The organism is Denitrificimonas halotolerans (genome assembly GCF_034259425.1).
In the GTDB taxonomy this organism is placed as follows: domain Bacteria; phylum Pseudomonadota; class Gammaproteobacteria; order Pseudomonadales; family Pseudomonadaceae; genus Denitrificimonas; species Denitrificimonas halotolerans.
In genome coordinates, this window is sequence record NZ_JAXIVU010000009.1 from 33,783 (window position 1) to 50,568 (window position 16,786).

General features: G+C 45.4%; 15 protein-coding genes, 2 tRNA genes and 1 pseudogene. 14 read left to right on the forward strand and 4 right to left on the reverse strand.

Features of this window, described 5'->3' with window-relative positions:
- Window positions 1-42: 42 nt before the first annotated feature.
- From tpiA to TOI97_RS07925, 13 genes and pseudogenes are all read left to right on the forward strand, one after another.
- On the forward strand, window positions 43-798 hold the full coding sequence (gene tpiA, locus TOI97_RS07865; RefSeq protein WP_321553574.1) for a triose-phosphate isomerase: 756 nt from the start codon (window positions 43-45) through the stop codon (window positions 796-798).
- Window position 799: 1 nt separating this feature from the next.
- On the forward strand, window positions 800-1,171 hold the full coding sequence (gene secG, locus TOI97_RS07870) for a preprotein translocase subunit SecG (RefSeq protein WP_321553575.1): 372 nt from the start codon (window positions 800-802) through the stop codon (window positions 1,169-1,171).
- Window positions 1,172-1,180: 9 nt separating this feature from the next.
- Window positions 1,181-1,266: transfer RNA gene (locus tag TOI97_RS07875), tRNA-Leu, on the forward strand.
- A gap of 247 nt (window positions 1,267-1,513) precedes the next feature.
- Window positions 1,514-1,972 (forward strand): ribosome maturation factor RimP, encoded by a 459-nt coding sequence (rimP, locus tag TOI97_RS07880; protein ID WP_321553576.1) that lies wholly within the window; start codon window positions 1,514-1,516, stop codon window positions 1,970-1,972.
- 47 nt (window positions 1,973-2,019) lie between these two features.
- On the forward strand, window positions 2,020-3,501 hold the full coding sequence (gene nusA / locus TOI97_RS07885) for a transcription termination factor NusA (RefSeq protein ID WP_321553577.1): 1,482 nt from the start codon (window positions 2,020-2,022) through the stop codon (window positions 3,499-3,501).
- Between the two features lie 28 nt (window positions 3,502-3,529).
- Window positions 3,530-6,019, forward strand: a complete 2,490-nt coding sequence (infB, locus tag TOI97_RS07890; RefSeq protein WP_321553578.1) for a translation initiation factor IF-2 — start codon at window positions 3,530-3,532, stop codon at window positions 6,017-6,019.
- A gap of 121 nt (window positions 6,020-6,140) precedes the next feature.
- On the forward strand, window positions 6,141-6,527 hold the full coding sequence (gene rbfA, locus TOI97_RS07895; protein WP_321553579.1) for a 30S ribosome-binding factor RbfA: 387 nt from the start codon (window positions 6,141-6,143) through the stop codon (window positions 6,525-6,527).
- A 3-nt stretch (window positions 6,528-6,530) separates the two neighbouring features.
- The gene (gene truB / locus TOI97_RS07900; RefSeq protein WP_321553580.1) at window positions 6,531-7,451 is read left to right on the forward strand and encodes a tRNA pseudouridine(55) synthase TruB; all 921 of its coding nucleotides are present in this window, start codon (window positions 6,531-6,533) and stop codon (window positions 7,449-7,451) included.
- A 126-nt stretch (window positions 7,452-7,577) separates the two neighbouring features.
- Window positions 7,578-7,847 (forward strand): 30S ribosomal protein S15, encoded by a 270-nt coding sequence (gene rpsO / locus TOI97_RS07905; RefSeq protein WP_321553581.1) that lies wholly within the window; start codon window positions 7,578-7,580, stop codon window positions 7,845-7,847.
- Between the two features lie 161 nt (window positions 7,848-8,008).
- Window positions 8,009-10,120, forward strand: a complete 2,112-nt coding sequence (pnp, locus tag TOI97_RS07910) for a polyribonucleotide nucleotidyltransferase (RefSeq protein WP_321553582.1) — start codon at window positions 8,009-8,011, stop codon at window positions 10,118-10,120.
- Between the two features lie 112 nt (window positions 10,121-10,232).
- Window positions 10,233-10,403: pseudogene (locus TOI97_RS07915) on the forward strand (zinc ribbon domain-containing protein); the annotation flags it as partial.
- Between the two features lie 36 nt (window positions 10,404-10,439).
- A complete protein-coding gene (locus tag TOI97_RS07920) occupies window positions 10,440-11,201 on the forward strand; it encodes a sulfite exporter TauE/SafE family protein (RefSeq protein WP_321553583.1) in 762 nt (253 codons plus the stop codon).
- A gap of 113 nt (window positions 11,202-11,314) precedes the next feature.
- The gene (locus TOI97_RS07925) at window positions 11,315-11,710 is read left to right on the forward strand and encodes a hypothetical protein (protein WP_321553584.1); all 396 of its coding nucleotides are present in this window, start codon (window positions 11,315-11,317) and stop codon (window positions 11,708-11,710) included.
- 73 nt (window positions 11,711-11,783) lie between these two features.
- Here TOI97_RS07925 and TOI97_RS07930 read toward each other — a convergent pair whose 3' ends face one another.
- The 3 genes from TOI97_RS07930 to TOI97_RS07940 all read right to left on the reverse strand — a co-directional run bounded on the left by TOI97_RS07930 (window position 11,784) and on the right by TOI97_RS07940 (window position 15,553).
- Window positions 11,784-13,091 carry an SGNH/GDSL hydrolase family protein gene (locus TOI97_RS07930; RefSeq protein WP_321553585.1) on the reverse strand — a complete coding sequence of 436 codons (1,308 nt, stop codon included), beginning with the start codon at window positions 13,089-13,091 and terminating at the stop codon, window positions 11,784-11,786.
- Window positions 13,084-13,998, reverse strand: a complete 915-nt coding sequence (locus tag TOI97_RS07935) for an SGNH/GDSL hydrolase family protein (RefSeq protein ID WP_321553586.1) — start codon at window positions 13,996-13,998, stop codon at window positions 13,084-13,086. The genes TOI97_RS07930 and TOI97_RS07935 overlap by 8 nt, the downstream gene beginning before the upstream one ends.
- 139 nt (window positions 13,999-14,137) lie before the next feature.
- Entirely contained in the window at window positions 14,138-15,553 is a 1,416-nt protein-coding gene (locus tag TOI97_RS07940; RefSeq protein ID WP_321553587.1) for an MBOAT family O-acyltransferase, read from the reverse strand.
- A 476-nt stretch (window positions 15,554-16,029) separates the two neighbouring features.
- Here TOI97_RS07940 and TOI97_RS07945 point away from each other — a divergent pair, with 476 nt between their 5' ends.
- On the forward strand, window positions 16,030-16,308 hold the full coding sequence (locus TOI97_RS07945; RefSeq protein ID WP_321553588.1) for an RNA-guided endonuclease InsQ/TnpB family protein: 279 nt from the start codon (window positions 16,030-16,032) through the stop codon (window positions 16,306-16,308).
- A 211-nt stretch (window positions 16,309-16,519) separates the two neighbouring features.
- On the opposite strand, the gene TOI97_RS07950 is transcribed toward TOI97_RS07945, so the two are convergent.
- Window positions 16,520-16,606 (reverse strand) — tRNA-Leu (locus tag TOI97_RS07950).
- Window positions 16,607-16,786 lie beyond the last annotated feature (180 nt).

Genomic DNA, 16,786 nt, shown 5'->3' on the forward strand with positions numbered 1-16,786 from the left:
CTTGAGTAATATCTGCGCCCACTTTGAGCGAAGAGGTTCGACATGCGTCGCCCATTGGTTGCTGGTAATTGGAAAATGCATGGTAGCTGTACCAGCATTAAGCAATTGCTTTCTGAGTTGGTTGATGAACGACTACCTGAAAATGTAGAGGTGGCGGTTTTCCCTGGCTTAGTGCATTTGCAAACTGTTATTGCACAGCTGGCTGATAGCTCGATAGCTGTTGGTGCGCAAGATTGTGCGGTGCAGCTAGAAGAGGGCGCTTTAACTGGCGAGACTTCAGCTTTGCAGCTGAAAGATATTGAATGTTCAATGGTGCTTGTTGGGCATTCTGAACGCAGACAGTTGCAAGAAGAAACTGATAGTGTAATATGCCGAAAGTTTAGTGCAGCGCAGGCGGCAGGATTGATCCCTGTGTTATGTGTGGGGGAGACGCTTGCTGAACGAGAAGCTGGTAACGCGGTTGCAGTTGTTCAGCGTCAAGTTGATGCGGTATTGGTTGAGTTGGGTGTAGAGTCTTTGGTGCATGCTGTTGTTGCTTATGAGCCCGTATGGGCGATAGGTACTGGCTTGACGGCAACTCCGGAGCAGGCGCAAGAAATACATGCACAAATACGTGAACATGTGGCAAAATACAGCGCAGAAGTCGCTAAAGAATTAAGAATTTTATATGGCGGCAGTGTTAAAGCCGCTAATGCTGCGGAGCTATTTGCTCAAGCAGATATCGATGGGGGGCTAGTAGGCGGCGCCTCCCTCAACGCAAAAGAATTTAGTGCGATTTGTCGCGCTGCGGGAAACTAGAATGCTGGAAACAGTTATAATCATTGTGCACTTGGTCGTTGCGATAGGTGTGGTGGGCTTTGTCCTGATTCAGCAGGGTAAGGGTGCAGATGCCGGTGCGTCGTTTGGTTCAGGTGCATCAGGAACTGTATTTGGTTCGCAAGGTTCAAGTAATTTTTTAAGTCGCTTGACAGCAGTTTTAGCTGCGGTATTCTTTGCAACCAGTTTGGGATTGGCGTTTTATGCTAAGGATCGTGCAAACAAGATTTCGGAGTTAGGTTTGCCAGATCCAGCGGTATTAGAAGTGCCAGTACAAGATCTTCCTGTGTTAGAAGATATTCCTCAGGTGGATACGAAGACTTCAGAAAGTAGTGATGTGCCTGTAGTCGATTAAAAATGTTTTGCCGAGGTGGTGGAATTGGTAGACACGCTACCTTGAGGTGGTAGTGGCCATAGGCTGTAGGGGTTCGAGTCCCCTCCTCGGCACCATATAACAAAACGACCTGCTGTATAGCGGGTCGTCTTGTTTCTGCTTGCTTGACTGTAATGCAGTAGGGCTGTACTATTAGTCCTTAGTCTTAAGCATTATAGTTTTTGTGGGGTGCAATTGAACGCCAGCACCTTGCTCTAAGAGCCCCTTGTTAGGGGCTTTTTATTAGGTCTAACAGATAGTTTGTACTTTTTTGGATGGGCGTTAAGCCCATTTTTCATTTTTACAGCATGCATTGGAGGTCGGATGACGAGCAAGCTGGAGCAGTTGCAGGACATGTTGACGCCAGTTGTTGAAGCGCTGGGATACGAGTGCTGGGGTATAGAGTTTATCTCCCAGGGTCGTCACTCGGTGTTGCGCGTCTATATTGACCATGAGGATGGAATCTTGATTGATGACTGTGAAAAAGTCAGCCGTCAACTCAGTGCTGTAATGGATGTTGAAGATCCAATCAGTTCTGAATACACGTTGGAGGTTTCATCCCCCGGCGTGGATCGCCAGCTTTTTACGTTAGAGCAGTTTGCTCGTTACGTTGGTGAGCAGGTGAAAATTAAGCTGCGTTCTCCTATTGAAGAGCGCCGCAATTACCAAGGGTTGCTTCGCTCAGTAGAAGATCAGGATGTGGTTGTTCAGGTGGACGAGTATGAGTACCTGTTGCCTATCGATCTGATCGAAAAGGCGAACATACTCCCGACTTTTGAATAATAACGGTTCCCCGCGACTTCTACAGTTTGCGAAAGGCGAGGCATGCGATGAGCAAAGATATTTTACTGGTTGTTGAATCAGTTTCTAATGAAAAGGGTGTTCCGCCAGCGTTGATTTTTGAAGCGCTGGAGTTGGCGTTAGCCACCGCGACGAAAAAAAATTACGAAGATGAAGTGGATTTACGCGTGACGATTGATCGTCAAACGGGCGAATATGAAACTTTCCGTCGTTGGACTGTTATCGAAGAAGAAGACTTTGATGATCCAGCGCACCAGTTGACTATTGATATGGCCGAAAAGCGCGTGGAAAACCCAAGCGTTGGCGATGTTATCGAAGAAAGAATTGATTCTATTGAGTTTGGACGCATTGCGGCGCAAACAGCTAAGCAAGTGATTGTACAGAAGGTGCGTGAAGCTGAGCGTGCGCAGATTGTAGAAGCGTATCGTAGCAAACTTGGTGAGGTTATTTTTGGTACGGTTAAAAAGGTTACCCGTGACAATATCATTGTTGATTTAGGCAACAATGCTGAAGCAATTTTAGCGCGTGAAGATATTATTCCTCGCGAAACTTTTCGTGTGGGTGCGCGAGTGCGTGCGCTGTTGCAGGAAATTCGTACAGAGAACCGTGGTCCGCAGCTGATCTTATCACGTACAGCCCCAGAAATGATTATGGAATTATTCAATATTGAAGTTCCAGAAATCTCTGAAGGCTTAATTGAAATTATGGCGGCAGCTCGAGATCCAGGTTCGCGCGCTAAAATAGCAGTGCGTTCTAAAGATAAGCGCATTGATCCACAAGGTGCTTGTATTGGTATGCGCGGCTCGCGTGTTCAGGCGGTATCGAGTGAGTTAGGCGGTGAGCGTGTTGATATCGTATTGTGGGATGAGAATCCAGCACAGTTTGTGATCAGCGCAATGTCACCGGCTGAAGTTGTGGCCATCATTGTGGATGAAGATACACATACGATGGATATTGCAGTTGCAGAAGAAAATTTGGCGCAAGCCATTGGTCGAGGCGGTCAGAATGTACGCCTAGCTTCGCAATTGACCGGCTGGACATTGAATGTGATGAGCCATGAAGATATTCAGGCGCGTCAACAAGAAGAGACCGGTGATCTACTACAGCTCTTTGTCAGAGACCTAGAAGTTGATGAGGATTTGGCCCAGGTACTGGTTGATGAGGGCTTCACAAGTTTAGATGAAGTTGCTTATGTACCTATGGAAGAAATGTTAAACATCGAAGGTTTTGATGAAGAAATCGTTAATGAGTTACGTACCCGTGCGAAAAACTGTTTATTGACTCGTGCAATTGCAACAGAAGAAAAGCTAGCTGATATCCAGCCGGCACAAGACTTGCTCGACTTAACGGGTATGAGTAAAGAGCTGGCTGTTGAGCTGGCTGACCGCGGAGTGCTCAGCCGCGAAGACCTAGCAGAGCAGTCAATTGATGACTTGCTCGAAATCGAAGGCATGAATGAAGATCGTGCCGGCAAGCTGATCATGGCCGCCCGCGCCCACTGGTTTGAATAAGCACATTGCGGCTTGAGGAGAGAAGTTCATGACGCAAGTCACAGTTAAAGAACTGGCTAAAGTAGTCAACACACCAGTAGATAGTCTACTGCAACAAATGAAAGAAGCCGGTTTAGCACATACAAGTGCAGATCAAAAAGTTACAGAAAACGAAAAACAAAAGCTTTTAACCTTTTTAGAGAAAGGTAGCAGCCCTAAAGCTGATAAATCGAAGAAGATTACTTTGCAACGTAAAACGACAACAACCTTGCGTACCCCTGGTAGTAAAACTATCAGCGTTGAGGTACGAAAAAAGAAAACTTATGTAAAACGTAGCGCTGAAGAGATTGAAGCTGAAAAGCAAAAAGATCTCGCGAAATTACAGGCAGAGAAAAAAGCGAAGGAAGCTGCGCAAGCAAAAGCACAGCCAGCACCCGCTGTGAAGAAGGCTGAGTCTGCTGCTGAAAAGCCAGTTGAGTCTAAGGTTGAGCCTAAAGCTAAGCCTAAAGCTAAGCCGGTTGCTGAAGAAGCAAGCTTACCACCAGTTGACATTACTTTGCCTGTTGTGGATGAAGTGGTTAAACCTGCACCAGAGCGCAAAAAAGCACCTGCTAAGCGTGGCGAAGATGATGAGCGTCGTGAGCGCAAAGGAGCATCTCGTGTGGGCGCGAAAGGTAAGCGTGGTGATGATGATGAGCAGTTGTCCCGCCGTGGTGGTCGCAATCGTGGTGGTAAGGCTAAAAAGCGCAATAATGAGCACGGTTTTCATAGCCCCGCAGGCCCGATTGTACGTGATGTACAAATTGGTGAAACTATCACTGTTGCTGAACTAGCGGCGCAGATGTCTGTTAAAGGCGTCGAAGTTGTTAAGTACATGTTTAAACTGGGTTCACCAGTAACTATTAACCAAGTGCTGGATCAAGATACTGCGGTATTAATTGCTGAAGATATGGGTCACCGAGTGAGCCGTGTTAGCGATAACATCATTGAAGAAGAGTTTGCTGAATCTTTAGTGGTTGATGGTGAATCATTCCATCGTGCGCCTGTCGTCACTGTAATGGGGCACGTTGACCATGGTAAAACTTCGCTGCTTGACTATATTCGTCGCGCTAAAGTTGCCACAGGTGAAGCCGGTGGTATTACTCAGCACATTGGTGCTTACCATGTTAAAACTGAAGGTGGAATGATCACTTTCTTGGATACCCCAGGTCACGCCGCTTTTACTGCTATGCGTGCACGTGGTGCTCAAGCAACGGATATTGTTATTCTAGTGGTGGCTGCTGATGATGGCGTGATGCCACAAACCATCGAGGGTATTGAGCATGCTAAAGCGGCTGGTGTACCTTTAATTGTTGCTGTAAACAAGATAGACAAGCCTGAAGCAGACCCAGATCGCATTAAAAATGATTTAGCTGCGCATGATGTGATTCCTGAGGAGTGGGGCGGTGACACCCAGTTTGTCCATGTGTCTGCGAAAGTGGGTACAGGTATTGATGAGTTGCTTGAGTCAGTCTTGTTGCAGGCGGAAGTTCTTGAGCTCAGCGCAACACCATCAGCGCCAGGTCGTGGTGTAGTGATTGAATCTCGACTGGATAAAGGTCGTGGTCCGGTTGCTTCTGTGTTGGTGCAGAATGGTACGTTGCGTCAGGGTGATATGGTGCTAGCGGGTGTGAATTTCGGCCGTGTGCGCGCGATGATGGACGAAAACGGTAAGGCGATTCAGGAGGCTGGACCTTCGATTCCAGTTGAAATCTTAGGTCTTGACGGTACGCCTGAAGCGGGTGATGAAGCGACAGTTGTTGTGGATGAGCGTAAGGCGCGTGAAATTGCATTATTCCGCCAGGGTAAATTCCGTGAAGTTAAGCTAGCGCGTGCACATGCAGGTAAGCTTGAAAATATCTTCGAGAGCATGGGGCAAGAAGAGAAGAAAACACTTAATATCGTTATCAAAACTGATGTGCGCGGTACGTTGGAAGCGTTACGCGGTTCATTAGAAGATTTAGGTAATGATGAAGTTGAAGTATGCGTGGTTGCTGGTGGTGTAGGTGGTATTAACGAAAGTGATGCCAACTTAGCTCTGGCCTCGAATGCGGTGATCTTTGGTTTCAACGTGCGTGCTGATGCTGGTGCGCGTAAAATCGTTGAGCAAGAAGGTCTCGATATGCGTTACTACAATATCATTTACGATATTATTGAAGACGTTAAGAAAGCATTGTCCGGTCTGTTAGGAACTGATGTTCGTGAGAAGATCGTAGGTATTGCTGAAGTTCGTGACGTATTCCGTTCGCCTAAGTTGGGTGCAATTGCTGGTTGCATGGTGACTGAAGGTGTTGTTTTACGTAACCGCCCAATTCGTGTTCTGCGTGATGATGTAGTGATCTTTGAGGGTGAGCTTGAATCTTTACGCCGTTTTAAAGACGATGTCGGCGAAGTGCGTGCCGGTATGGAATGCGGTATTGGTGTGAAGAGTTACAATGACGTGAAAGTGGGTGATCAGATCGAAGTATTTGAGAAGATCCAAGTCGCACGTACTCTGTAATTCATAGTCGTATAGGCAACGGCAAGTGCAATTGGCTCGGTCAAAACCAGTCAGTTGGACTTGCCGTTTGCTGCTTATATGGAACAGAACAAAGCTGCATGAGCAGCGCAAGGTGAATGTTATGGCGAAACAATACAGCCGTACCCAACGCATTGGTGATCAGATTCAGCGCGAGTTGGCGACGATGATCCCGCGCGAAGTAAAAGATCCACGCTTAGGCTTTATTACAGTGACTGGTGTGGATGTTAGTCGTGATATAGGTCATGCCAAAATTTTTGTAACAGTGATGGGTGATAATTCACCTGAAATGATTAAAGATAACCTCAGTGTTTTAAATGATGCAGCGGGCTATTTGCGTATGTTACTTGGTAAGGCAATGAAGCTACGTAGTGTGCCAGCATTGCATTTCCACTATGATGAAAGTATTACCCGTGGTGCATACTTGTCAGCGCTGATTGAAAAAGCAGTGACACAAGATAAAGGTAAGACAGAGTCTGACGGAGAGTAAGGCGTGGTACAGCAAGTTAAACGTAAGCGCCGCAGTGTGAGCGGAATCATTGTTTTTGATAAGCCCTATGGCTTTAGCTCAAATGGTGCTTTGCAAAAGGTGCGCTGGTTGCTTAATGCTGATAAAGGTGGGCATACCGGTAGTCTAGATCCATTAGCGACCGGTGTTCTGCCATTGTGCTTTGGTGAAGCCACCAAGTTCTCCCGCTACTTGCTTGATGCCGATAAGGTCTATGAGGCCACCATGCAGCTAGGAGTGACCACTAATACTGCTGATGCTGAAGGTGAAGTGTTGGAAACTAAACCTGTAAATGTTAGCTCTGCTGATATTGAAGCGGTTTTACCACAATTTCGCGGTGAGATTGAGCAAGTACCGCCAATGTACTCAGCATTAAAAAAAGATGGGCAACCTTTATATAAGTTGGCACGTGCAGGTATTACAGTTGAGCGACCGGCACGTCAGGTGACCATCAGTCATTTAGAATTGCTATCTTGTGAGGGTGATCAGGCAAGAATTGTGGTGGGTTGCTCTAAAGGTACCTATATTCGTAGTCTGGTTGAGGATATTGGTGCTGCTCTTGGCTGCGGTGCGCACGTGGCGCAATTGCGTCGAACTGAGGCTGGCCCTTTTGATTTAACTCATGCGGTCACGCTAGAAGAACTTGAGCGTCTGCATGAAGAGGGCGGAGCTGAAGCACTGGATGCCTGTATGATTCCTGTGGACAGTGGTTTACAAGATTGGCCAATTGTGTATTTGACAGAACATAGCAGTTTTTTTTGGCTCAATGGTCAACCGGTACGCGCGCAGAAGGCTCCGTTGGAAGGGATGGTGCGGGTTTACAACCATAACGATGAGTTTATCGGTGTGGGTGAAATGAATGATGATGGAATGGTTGCACCAAGGCGCCTAATTCGGTCACAATAAGTCTGTTTTCTGGCGTGCTAGGTGTGCGCCTTGAAAACATTAAACAGGTAGGCTGTTGGCAGGCACGGTCATACCTCTATCTTTTGCACGGGAAAACTCCCGGCCTGTCCAAACTAGGAGCCCATCATGGCACTAAGCAACGAAGAAAAAATCCAGATTATCAACGACTACAAGCAGTCTGAAGGTGATACAGGTTCTCCAGAAGTGCAAGTTGCACTTTTGACCCATAACATCAACAAGCTGCAAGGTCACTTCAAAGCTAACGTTAAAGATCACCACTCACGTCGTGGTTTGATCCGTATGGTTAACCAACGTCGTAAGTTGTTGGACTACCTGAAAGGTAAAGATCTTGGCCGTTATGCGACTTTGATTGGTCGTCTGGGTCTACGTCGTTAAGACGTAAGCTGCAACGTGAAGCTGGAAGTCTGGAGTGCTAAGCGTGAAGTGATTTGCGCAGTGCTTTGGGCTTCCAGCTTTTCGTTTTTTCAGGAGTCCGTTGGGCCGATACCCAAGCTCTTGCTGATTTCCCCAAGGTAACATTAGAGAAGGAAGATACCGTGAATCCGGTTATTAAAACGTTTCAATTTGGTGACTCCACCATTACATTAGAAACAGGTCGCATTGCTCGTCAAGCATGCGGTGCTGTATTAGTTAGCGTAAATAATGACGTTTCTGTACTGTGTACAGTTGTCGGAGCTAAAAAAGCAGATCCAAGCAAAGACTTTTTCCCATTATCTGTGCATTACCAAGAAAAAACTTATGCTGCAGGTAAAATTCCAGGCGGTTTCTTTAAGCGTGAAGCGCGTCCATCTGAAAAAGAAACATTGACTTCGCGTCTGATTGACCGACCAATTCGTCCGCTGTTCCCAGAAGGTTTCAGCAACGAGGTTCAGGTCATTTGTACGGTCGTCTCGACAAGTAAAAAAACGGACCCAGATATTGCAGCAATGATTGGTACCTCTGCTGCTTTAGCAATTTCAGGTATTCCGTTTAATGGTCCAGTGGGTGCTGCACGAGTTGGTTTTCACCCTGAGACGGGCTACCTGCTCAACCCTACCTATGAGCAACAAGAAGCATCTTGCTTAGATATGGTGGTAGCAGGTACGAAAGACGCTGTATTGATGGTTGAGTCTGAAGCTCAGGAATTGACCGAAGACCAAATGCTAGGCGCGGTCCTTTTTGCTCACGAAGAATTCCAAGTTGTGGTTGACGCCATTACTGAACTTGCTGCTGAAGCAGGTAAGCCGCGTTGGGAGTGGACGCCAAAAGCTGAGAATACGGAGTTGTTGAACACGCTACGCGATCAGTTTGGTGCTGCTATCTCCGAAGCTTACGGTATTATCATCAAGCAAGATCGCTATGCACGTTTGGATGAAGTACGCGAGCAAGCTGTTGCTGCACTAGCAAGTGAAGTGGAAGGTGAGGGTCCAACCGCTAGCGAAGTGAAAGACGCATTCGGTGAGCTTGAGTACCGTACTGTACGTGAGAATATTGTTAACGGTAAGCCGCGTATTGATGGTCGTGATACACAAACAGTACGTCCATTGTCCATTGAGGTGGGTGTATTGGATAAGGTCCACGGCTCTGCTTTATTTACTCGGGGTGAAACACAAGCCTTGGTTGCAACAACATTAGGTACGGCCCGCGATGCACAGTTGCTTGATACTTTAGAAGGCGAAAAACGCGATCCATTTATGTTGCACTACAATTTCCCACCATATTCTGTGGGTGAGTGCGGCCGTATGGGTGCTACTGGTCGTCGTGAAATTGGTCACGGTCGCTTGGCACGTCGTAGTGTTGCAGCGATGCTGCCAGATGCAGATGAGTTCCCGTATACCATCCGTGTGGTTTCAGAAATCACTGAGTCAAATGGCTCCAGTTCTATGGCATCTGTTTGCGGTGCTTCATTGGCCCTGATGGATGCTGGTGTTCCGATGAAAGCGCCGGTTGCTGGTATAGCTATGGGTTTGGTTAAAGAGGGTGAAAAATTTGCCATTTTGACTGATATTTTAGGTGATGAAGACCATCTCGGTGATATGGACTTTAAAGTAGCAGGTACTGCTAATGGTGTGACTGCGCTGCAAATGGACATTAAAATCGAAGGAATCACGGAAGAAATCATGGAGCTTGCGTTAAACCAAGCACATGTCGCACGTCAAACTATTCTTGAGCAGATGAATCAGGTGTTAGCGACTTCTCGCACAGAGTTGTCAGAGAATGCGCCGACAATGATTTCAATGAAAATTGATTCAGATAAGATCCGTGATGTGATTGGTAAGGGTGGTGCAACCATTCGTGCCATTTGTGAAGAAACGGATGCGTCGATTGATATTGAAGATGATGGCTCCATTAAAATCTTCGGCACTACACGTGAAGCAGCTGAAGCTGCACGTGTGCGCGTTGAAAGCATTACGGCGGAAGCCGAGATTGGTAAGATCTATAACGGTAAGGTTGAGCGTATTGTTGATTTTGGTGCGTTTGTTAACATTTTGCCAGGTAAAGATGGTTTAGTGCATATCTCAATGCTGAGCGATGAGCGTGTTGAGAAGGTAACCGACGTTTTGACTGAGGGTGAAATGGTTGATGTTCTGGTGATGGATGTTGATAATCGTGGCCGTATCAAGCTGTCGATTAAAGATGTTGCTAAAGCCAAAGCAGAGCAAGCTTAAGCTGTTATGAGTAAAAAAGCCGCCTTGTGCGGCTTTTTTTGTTTGTCTATGGTGGGTGTTGTATGTCAACCATGTATTTATCAAGATCGCGTAAGACTTCACCCAAACCTGTTCGAGTTGTGGCTGTTTGCCCGAGCCGAGGCCGAAAGGTATCGCAGGACTTGGAATAAGAGAATGGATGTGCAGTGGATGTGGTGTCACCCACGATCGCGATGTTAGTGCGGCACGGAACATTCTCGCGGTCGGGCATGGCCGTCTAACAGTAGGAATTCCCGTCCTTTAGGCCAGGAAGGATGTCAATTGTTGTTAAGGTGAGCTCATGGATGTGTTGATAGAGTGGTTTGTTCCATCTGATTTGTCCATATGGGCAGTACTAGTTTTAATTGCTACAGCCGGTTTAACTTCGGCTATGACGGCTGCTTTCGGGATTGGTGGGGGTGTTTTGTTGTTGGCGGTTATGAGTATGATACTGCCAGCAGCTGCTATTATTCCTTTGCATGGTTTGGTACAGCTAGGCTCCAATGCAAACCGAGCGGCATTAACAGCTGCGCATATTCGTTGGCGAGTGGTGGCATGGTTTGCTCCGGGAGTGGTATTAGGGGCTTTATTGGCTAGTTTATTATTGGTAGAGCTTCCTACAGTGGTGTTGCAGTTGAGTATTGCAGGCTTTATTTTGTTGCTGTGCTGGGGGCCGGGAATACCAGCAGTGGCAACAGGAGCTTTGGGCACCTTTATCGCTGCGATCTGTACTACTTTTATCAGTCATTTTGTAGGAGCTACAGGACCACTGGTTGCTGCATTCATTAAGCGCCAACAGCAAGAGCAACGGCAGGCTACAGTGGCAACTTTTGCTGCGACAATGACGTTGCAGCATGCTCCTAAGACATTGGTGTACACTGCCGCAGGTTTTGTTTTTTATGAGTGGTTGGGCTTAGCGTTACTGATGATTTTGGCGGGTCTGCTCGGTACTAAGCTTGGTTTAGCGGTATTGTACAAAACTACAGATCAGCATTTTGGTATGATTTTTAACTGGCTTTTGACTGCTTTAGCGTTGCGCTTGATTTGGCAAGCGTTGAGTTAATTGAGTGGTATGATCTATGCTAGCGTTAAGATTGAGCATGATTATTTTAGTTTAGAAGCTAGCGTTGCAGTAGCCTGCGATGATAGCGAATTAAGACTTTATAAGGAATCTAGATGTTAAGCGTGTCCTTCAAAACAGCCTTACTAGCACTAGCAACATTAATTTATCTTGTTGTAGTAGGTGGAGTATTGCTCAAGCGAGCAGCCAATAGGCAAGATGCGCGGATTACTCATCCATTTATAACAATGTTACAAGTGGGGGGGGTATCTGGAATTGTTTTTGCCTTAGCGTCTGTACCTAGTTATGTTGCACAACTTGTGAGCCCTGACATCTTGCCTTTCATCATGCCGTATATGCCTGTTTTGTTTGTGGTGAGTTTTGTTGTTTTGCTCTTGAAGTTGGAGTCTAGGCGTAGCGGCCGCTATCAAGCTGCCGTAGCTTTGTCGATGGCAGCAACTATTACTGTCTTCTTCATGCTTGCGCAGGTCGTTATGCAAGCAGTATTTTGACAGGGCGAAAGGGAAAGATGACAGCGTACAAGGCGTACGCCGTCAGTACTTTGTAAAGCTCGAACAGAAAAAACTATTGCTTAAGGTTGCTTTGTGTAAGGTCAGTTAGGAGTTGCTGAAGGTCTTGATAGAGTGCCTGAGCGCTGAGTTTATACCCTTCAGAAGTAAAGTGTACGCCATCTTTTTGTGCTAAACCCTTGGCTTGCCATGTAGTAAAGCTGCAAGCCCCGCCCATCATGGCTTGCCAATCCCAATATAATGTCTGTTGCTCTTGAGCGACTTGGCGTTGTATTGCCTGTACTTTAGTCAGTTGTATTGGGCGTTGTGCTTGGCAGTTGCGAGCTAGTGGTTGTTTAATGGCATCGGGTGTGCCAATTATGAGCAAGGCAGTTTGCGGCTGTTTTTCGCGTAGCTGGCGTACATGGCGAGTTAAATCTTGATAATATAGATCCGTATTAAGTTCATTATTAAAGGCTTCGTTAGTGCCGTAAGCCAAAATAACTAAATCGGGGTGTAATGCTTGTAAGGCGCTGTGCCAGTTGCTTCCCCATTTATCGAGCATGTTGATGGTTGCACCATTGATCCCTAAGCTGCTGAATAATATACCAGGGCGGCCATTATCGACAAACCAACCGCCCAGTTGAGGAAAGTGTTGATCATGCACTTCCAAGTTTAAAGGCAGCTGTACTGACTGTGCAGGACTCCATTGCCAATCAGCTTGCGGCGCTAGCATTACAGTCCGTTGATTGAGGCTGATTGCCACTTCTTTAGGGCTTTGATAGAGCATGCGCACGTTAAAGAAGCGAACATCGTTGCTGTATTGACTGAGTCGCAATTGTCCGCCTTTTTTGAGTGGTTGCAATAAAAAACCTCCGAGCGGGAAGTTGTTATGTTCAGCGAGTCGGCTGCTAATGAGTTGCCAGTTTTTTGCATGAGCTGTATCGAGCTTCAGGGTGGCACTGCGTTGCCCACGAATCCAAGCGGGGGGTAACCAACCTGGGCCTGCATTACCATAGCGTTGTTGGATTTGATCGCGTAACGCACCGGTAAAAAAGTCGGCAGCAGTATGTGAGTCGCCTAGTTGTAGGATGTGGGCATTATCCGCAGGGTTTTGTAGCAGGTTGATAAGCCTGAACTCACCAAAGTCGAACAGGTTACTGTTGCTCGATTTTAAGTGTTGCGCCTGTTGTTGTAGGGGTTGCTGCCGTTGCTGTGATTTGTTTATTGCAACAGTGATGCTCTGCTTGTGTGTTTTAGTGGGCTGACAACAGCTACTGATAAAAGGTAGCGATAAGAATAATGCGATACCTGTCAAATAGCTTTTGCTTACAACGCACAAACAACGGCAGGACTTTTTTTCTGGCGCCAGTTTTTTAGTCATAGTTGGCCTGTGTGGGTGTAAAGGTAATAAGATCAAATACAGCATTAGCTAATGTGCGCTGCCCAGTAACTGTGAAATGAATACCATCGCCTGTACGCATTTTTTGTTTGATGCTTTGGTCTCCCATATAGTCAGAGTAGGTGTCTTCTGTATACCTAAAGACTTGATTTCCAGAGAGAAAAACCTCTCCAGCATCTCGTACTTCAGACTCATAAAGCTGACTTAGGTAACTCACTTTATTGGACAAGCTTTTACGGCGCATATGTGGAGGGCTGACCCAAATGATATCAACCTGGTGTGCTTGCGCATCTTGAATGATGGTGCGTATGCGCTCTCGATATAGAGCTTCCCATTCAGTGCTGGCAAAACGAAGGTATTTTCCACCTTTACTGGCTGGCATGTCCCAAGGGTCGTTCGGTCCTAAAAATACAATTAATAATTTAATGTCGGGATGTTTGGTTAGGGTGGTGCGAATGGTCTCTGGCCAGTTGAATGCTCGGGGATAAGCGAGCCCAGTGCTTTGTTTACTTAGATCAATACTTGATATGCCGTACTCGCGGCGCAAGCGCACTGCAAGATGGGGGGCTACGCCTTGCATCATTGAGTCTCCAGCGAAGAAGACACGGTCTCCTTCTTTGAGTTGTGCGTACTCTTTGGGTTGGATGATATCTGGTGCAGTAGCAGGCTCTGTTTCGACGATCTGATCTTCCGGGATGTTTGCTACAGCTGAGCAGCTACAGGATGCATCACTTTCGTTAAGTGAGCTTGTAGTTGCGCTGGAGGGCAAAACAGTGGTTTCAGTTGCAGTTATGGTTTGTCCTTGCATTTTCTGCCAAAAAACTTGTGCTGCGCTAGCGAGTGCATGATGTACGCGGCTACCGGCCTGCCAAGCTTCGATTGACTGCATTGATTGCCAAGGCGGTGGGCTGTGATAGCTTTGCTGCCAAAAGTTTTCTAGGGAGTTTTGATGAAGCCAGACCAATAATGTACCTGTGCTGAATACAACGTAGCAGCTGAGCAAGAGTCTTTTTAAGTTATACATCATTTTAAAAATTTGCGTAAATAAAGTTTGGCATTCCGTCGGGGGCTAGACTGAAAGCGAGGCTGAGAATAATGGTAAGCATGATCGGATAACTGAACCATTTGAATTGTCCGCTGTGCGTTTCTATATGATGTGTGAAACTAACGAGCAGAGGGTAGAAAAAATACAGTAATGCTGTGGCTAATAACGGAGTGGCATAGTGCGCTGCAGCAGTTGGAAAGTGTAAGGTGCTGATTTGTTGCAGCATTAAGAGGGCGTTGTCAAAGCTATTACTGCGGAAAAATATCCATGCAAAACAAACAAAATGAAAGCAAATAAAACGCGCTAAATTGCGTCGAATAAATGCGGTGAAGCCAAAACGGTGTTTAGCTTTAGGCAGGACTAGGTCCATGATGTTGAGAAAAATGACACCAAGTCCATGGAGGGCACCCCAAATTATAAAGGTTGTAGCGGCACCATGCCAAAGTCCTGAAATTGTCATGGCCAGTAAGACGTTGACTTGAGTTCGTATCCAACCTTTACGACCTCCACCGAGTGGAATGTATATATAGTCACGAATAAAACTGGACAGGCTAATGTGCCAACGTGTCCAAAATTCTTTTAGATTGCTTGCCAGATAAGGTGCGTTAAAGTTAATCGGTAAGCGAAAGCCTAAAAATAAAGCGATACCTGTAACTAAATCGGTGTAGCCAGAAAAGTTGAAATAGATATTCCATGCATAAGCATACATAGCAATTAAGTTTTGTTCAGAACTATAGCCGCTAGGGTCATTAAAGACAGGGTCAACCATGTTTTCGGCAAGCCAAGCACTGAAAAGAAACAATTTAAGCAAGGCTAATGTAATTAAAAATAAAGCGCGCTTGGGCTCTAATAGAGCACGCTGACTGTTTTGGATTTGTGGTATGAATAGCGTGGCGCGGTTAATAGGACCAGCGATAATGCTAGGGAAAAAGCATAAATATAGTATAACTTCAGTAAGGCGTGCTTTAGGTAGTTCTTGGCGTTGCACTGATACCACATAGCTAACAGAGTGGAAGCTGTAGTAAGACAGGCCTATTGGCAATAGTAGGTTTAAAAGAGGCAAGTCAATCTGCCATCCAATTTTAGAAAATGCTATTTGTATCGATTCTTGGAAAAAAGCATAGTATTTGAAAATAATAAATAAACTGAAAATCACGCTGGCTAAGAGTAGGTAGATTTGTTTTTTCGTTAAAAGACGATCGCCATAGTTTGCTAGTGCATAAATAAATAAACTGTAGCCAAGTAAAATCAAAGCGAATTGTAAACTAAAGAGAGCTATGAGTGTATAGCTAGCAGCAATTAATAATTGATTGCGGGCTAGGCTTGGTAAAAAGGGTAACCAATAAATAAATAAGAAAGTAACAAAAAAAATTATAAATTCAAAAGAAAGAAGATTCATATGGTAATAAGAAAAGTGATTTATAGGTAGGTGTTGTTGGTTTTATTTGGTTTAAATGAACTTTTTAGTTTCTAAAATTTTCTATAAAGTTTTTTTGATGGTCTTGTATAAACTGATCGATTGCGCCGCGCTGTAGTGATTTTAGATTGTTTACTTAGGTGTGGTCTTAAATTAATAGTTCTGCTTGTTAACAAGATGCGCATCTTACAACAGCTGAAGTTTTAATTAAAGTTTATGGCTTTGGGTTTTTCAGTTTTTTTGGGGGGAATGGTTAGGGGTTATGTGGGATAGATTGCTGAGGTTAAGTTTAATATTTAGTTGGTTTGTTTTATTTTTTGATGTGAGTAAGTTTGAGATATATAGTTATATAGTGTCTTAAAGATAGTCTTAGTATGATGGTGCTAGTTATTATGGGGTATGATTTATAGCTTTATGTTTATTATCAAAATCGCGTAAGACCTCGTACTTTCAAGTCAGTGTTGGATGCTGGCTGGGGTCAATTAAAAACAATGCTGGACTATAAATGCGCTCACGCAGGCATTGTTTTTAAGGAAGTTGACGAGGCATACACTACCCAAACCTGTTCGAGTTGTGGCAATTTTCCCGAATCGAGGCCGAAAGGTATCGCAGGACTTGGAATAAGAGAATGGACGTGCAGCGAGTGCGGTGTCACCCACGATCGCGATATCAATGCGTCACGCAACATTCTCGCGGCCGGACAGGGCCGTCTAGCAGTAGAAATCCCCGTCCTTTAGGTTGGGGAGGATGTTAATGTGATGTGTTAGCTTTGAGTATTGGTAAAAACAGAGAAGTTTTTTTGCTTAACAAGAGCATTAAGTGGTTGTAGCTTGGGTAAGGTGTACGTGTGAAAAAAAGCTATGTGCTGTACGGGAGGGCTAGATCTGTATTGCTTGAATACGTAGGCGCTGTGCAGAATAAAAGAAGAGAGTAGTAATAGAAAAGAAATGGTGCCCAGGAGAAGACTCGAACTTCCACGGCCGTAAGGCCACTAGCACCTGAAGCTAGCGTGTCTACCAATTTCACCACCTGGGCATAAAAAACGATACTTAATGTACTGAATTCATGGTACAACATTATTCATATAACGTTGTGGTGGCGAACTATACGACTGAAAAAAGAAGTTGTAAACCCCCAAACGCTAAAAAATCTGTTAAATTAGACACGCTATACGGTGAAGTGAGTATTGATTTGCTTCACCATTTATTTTTACAT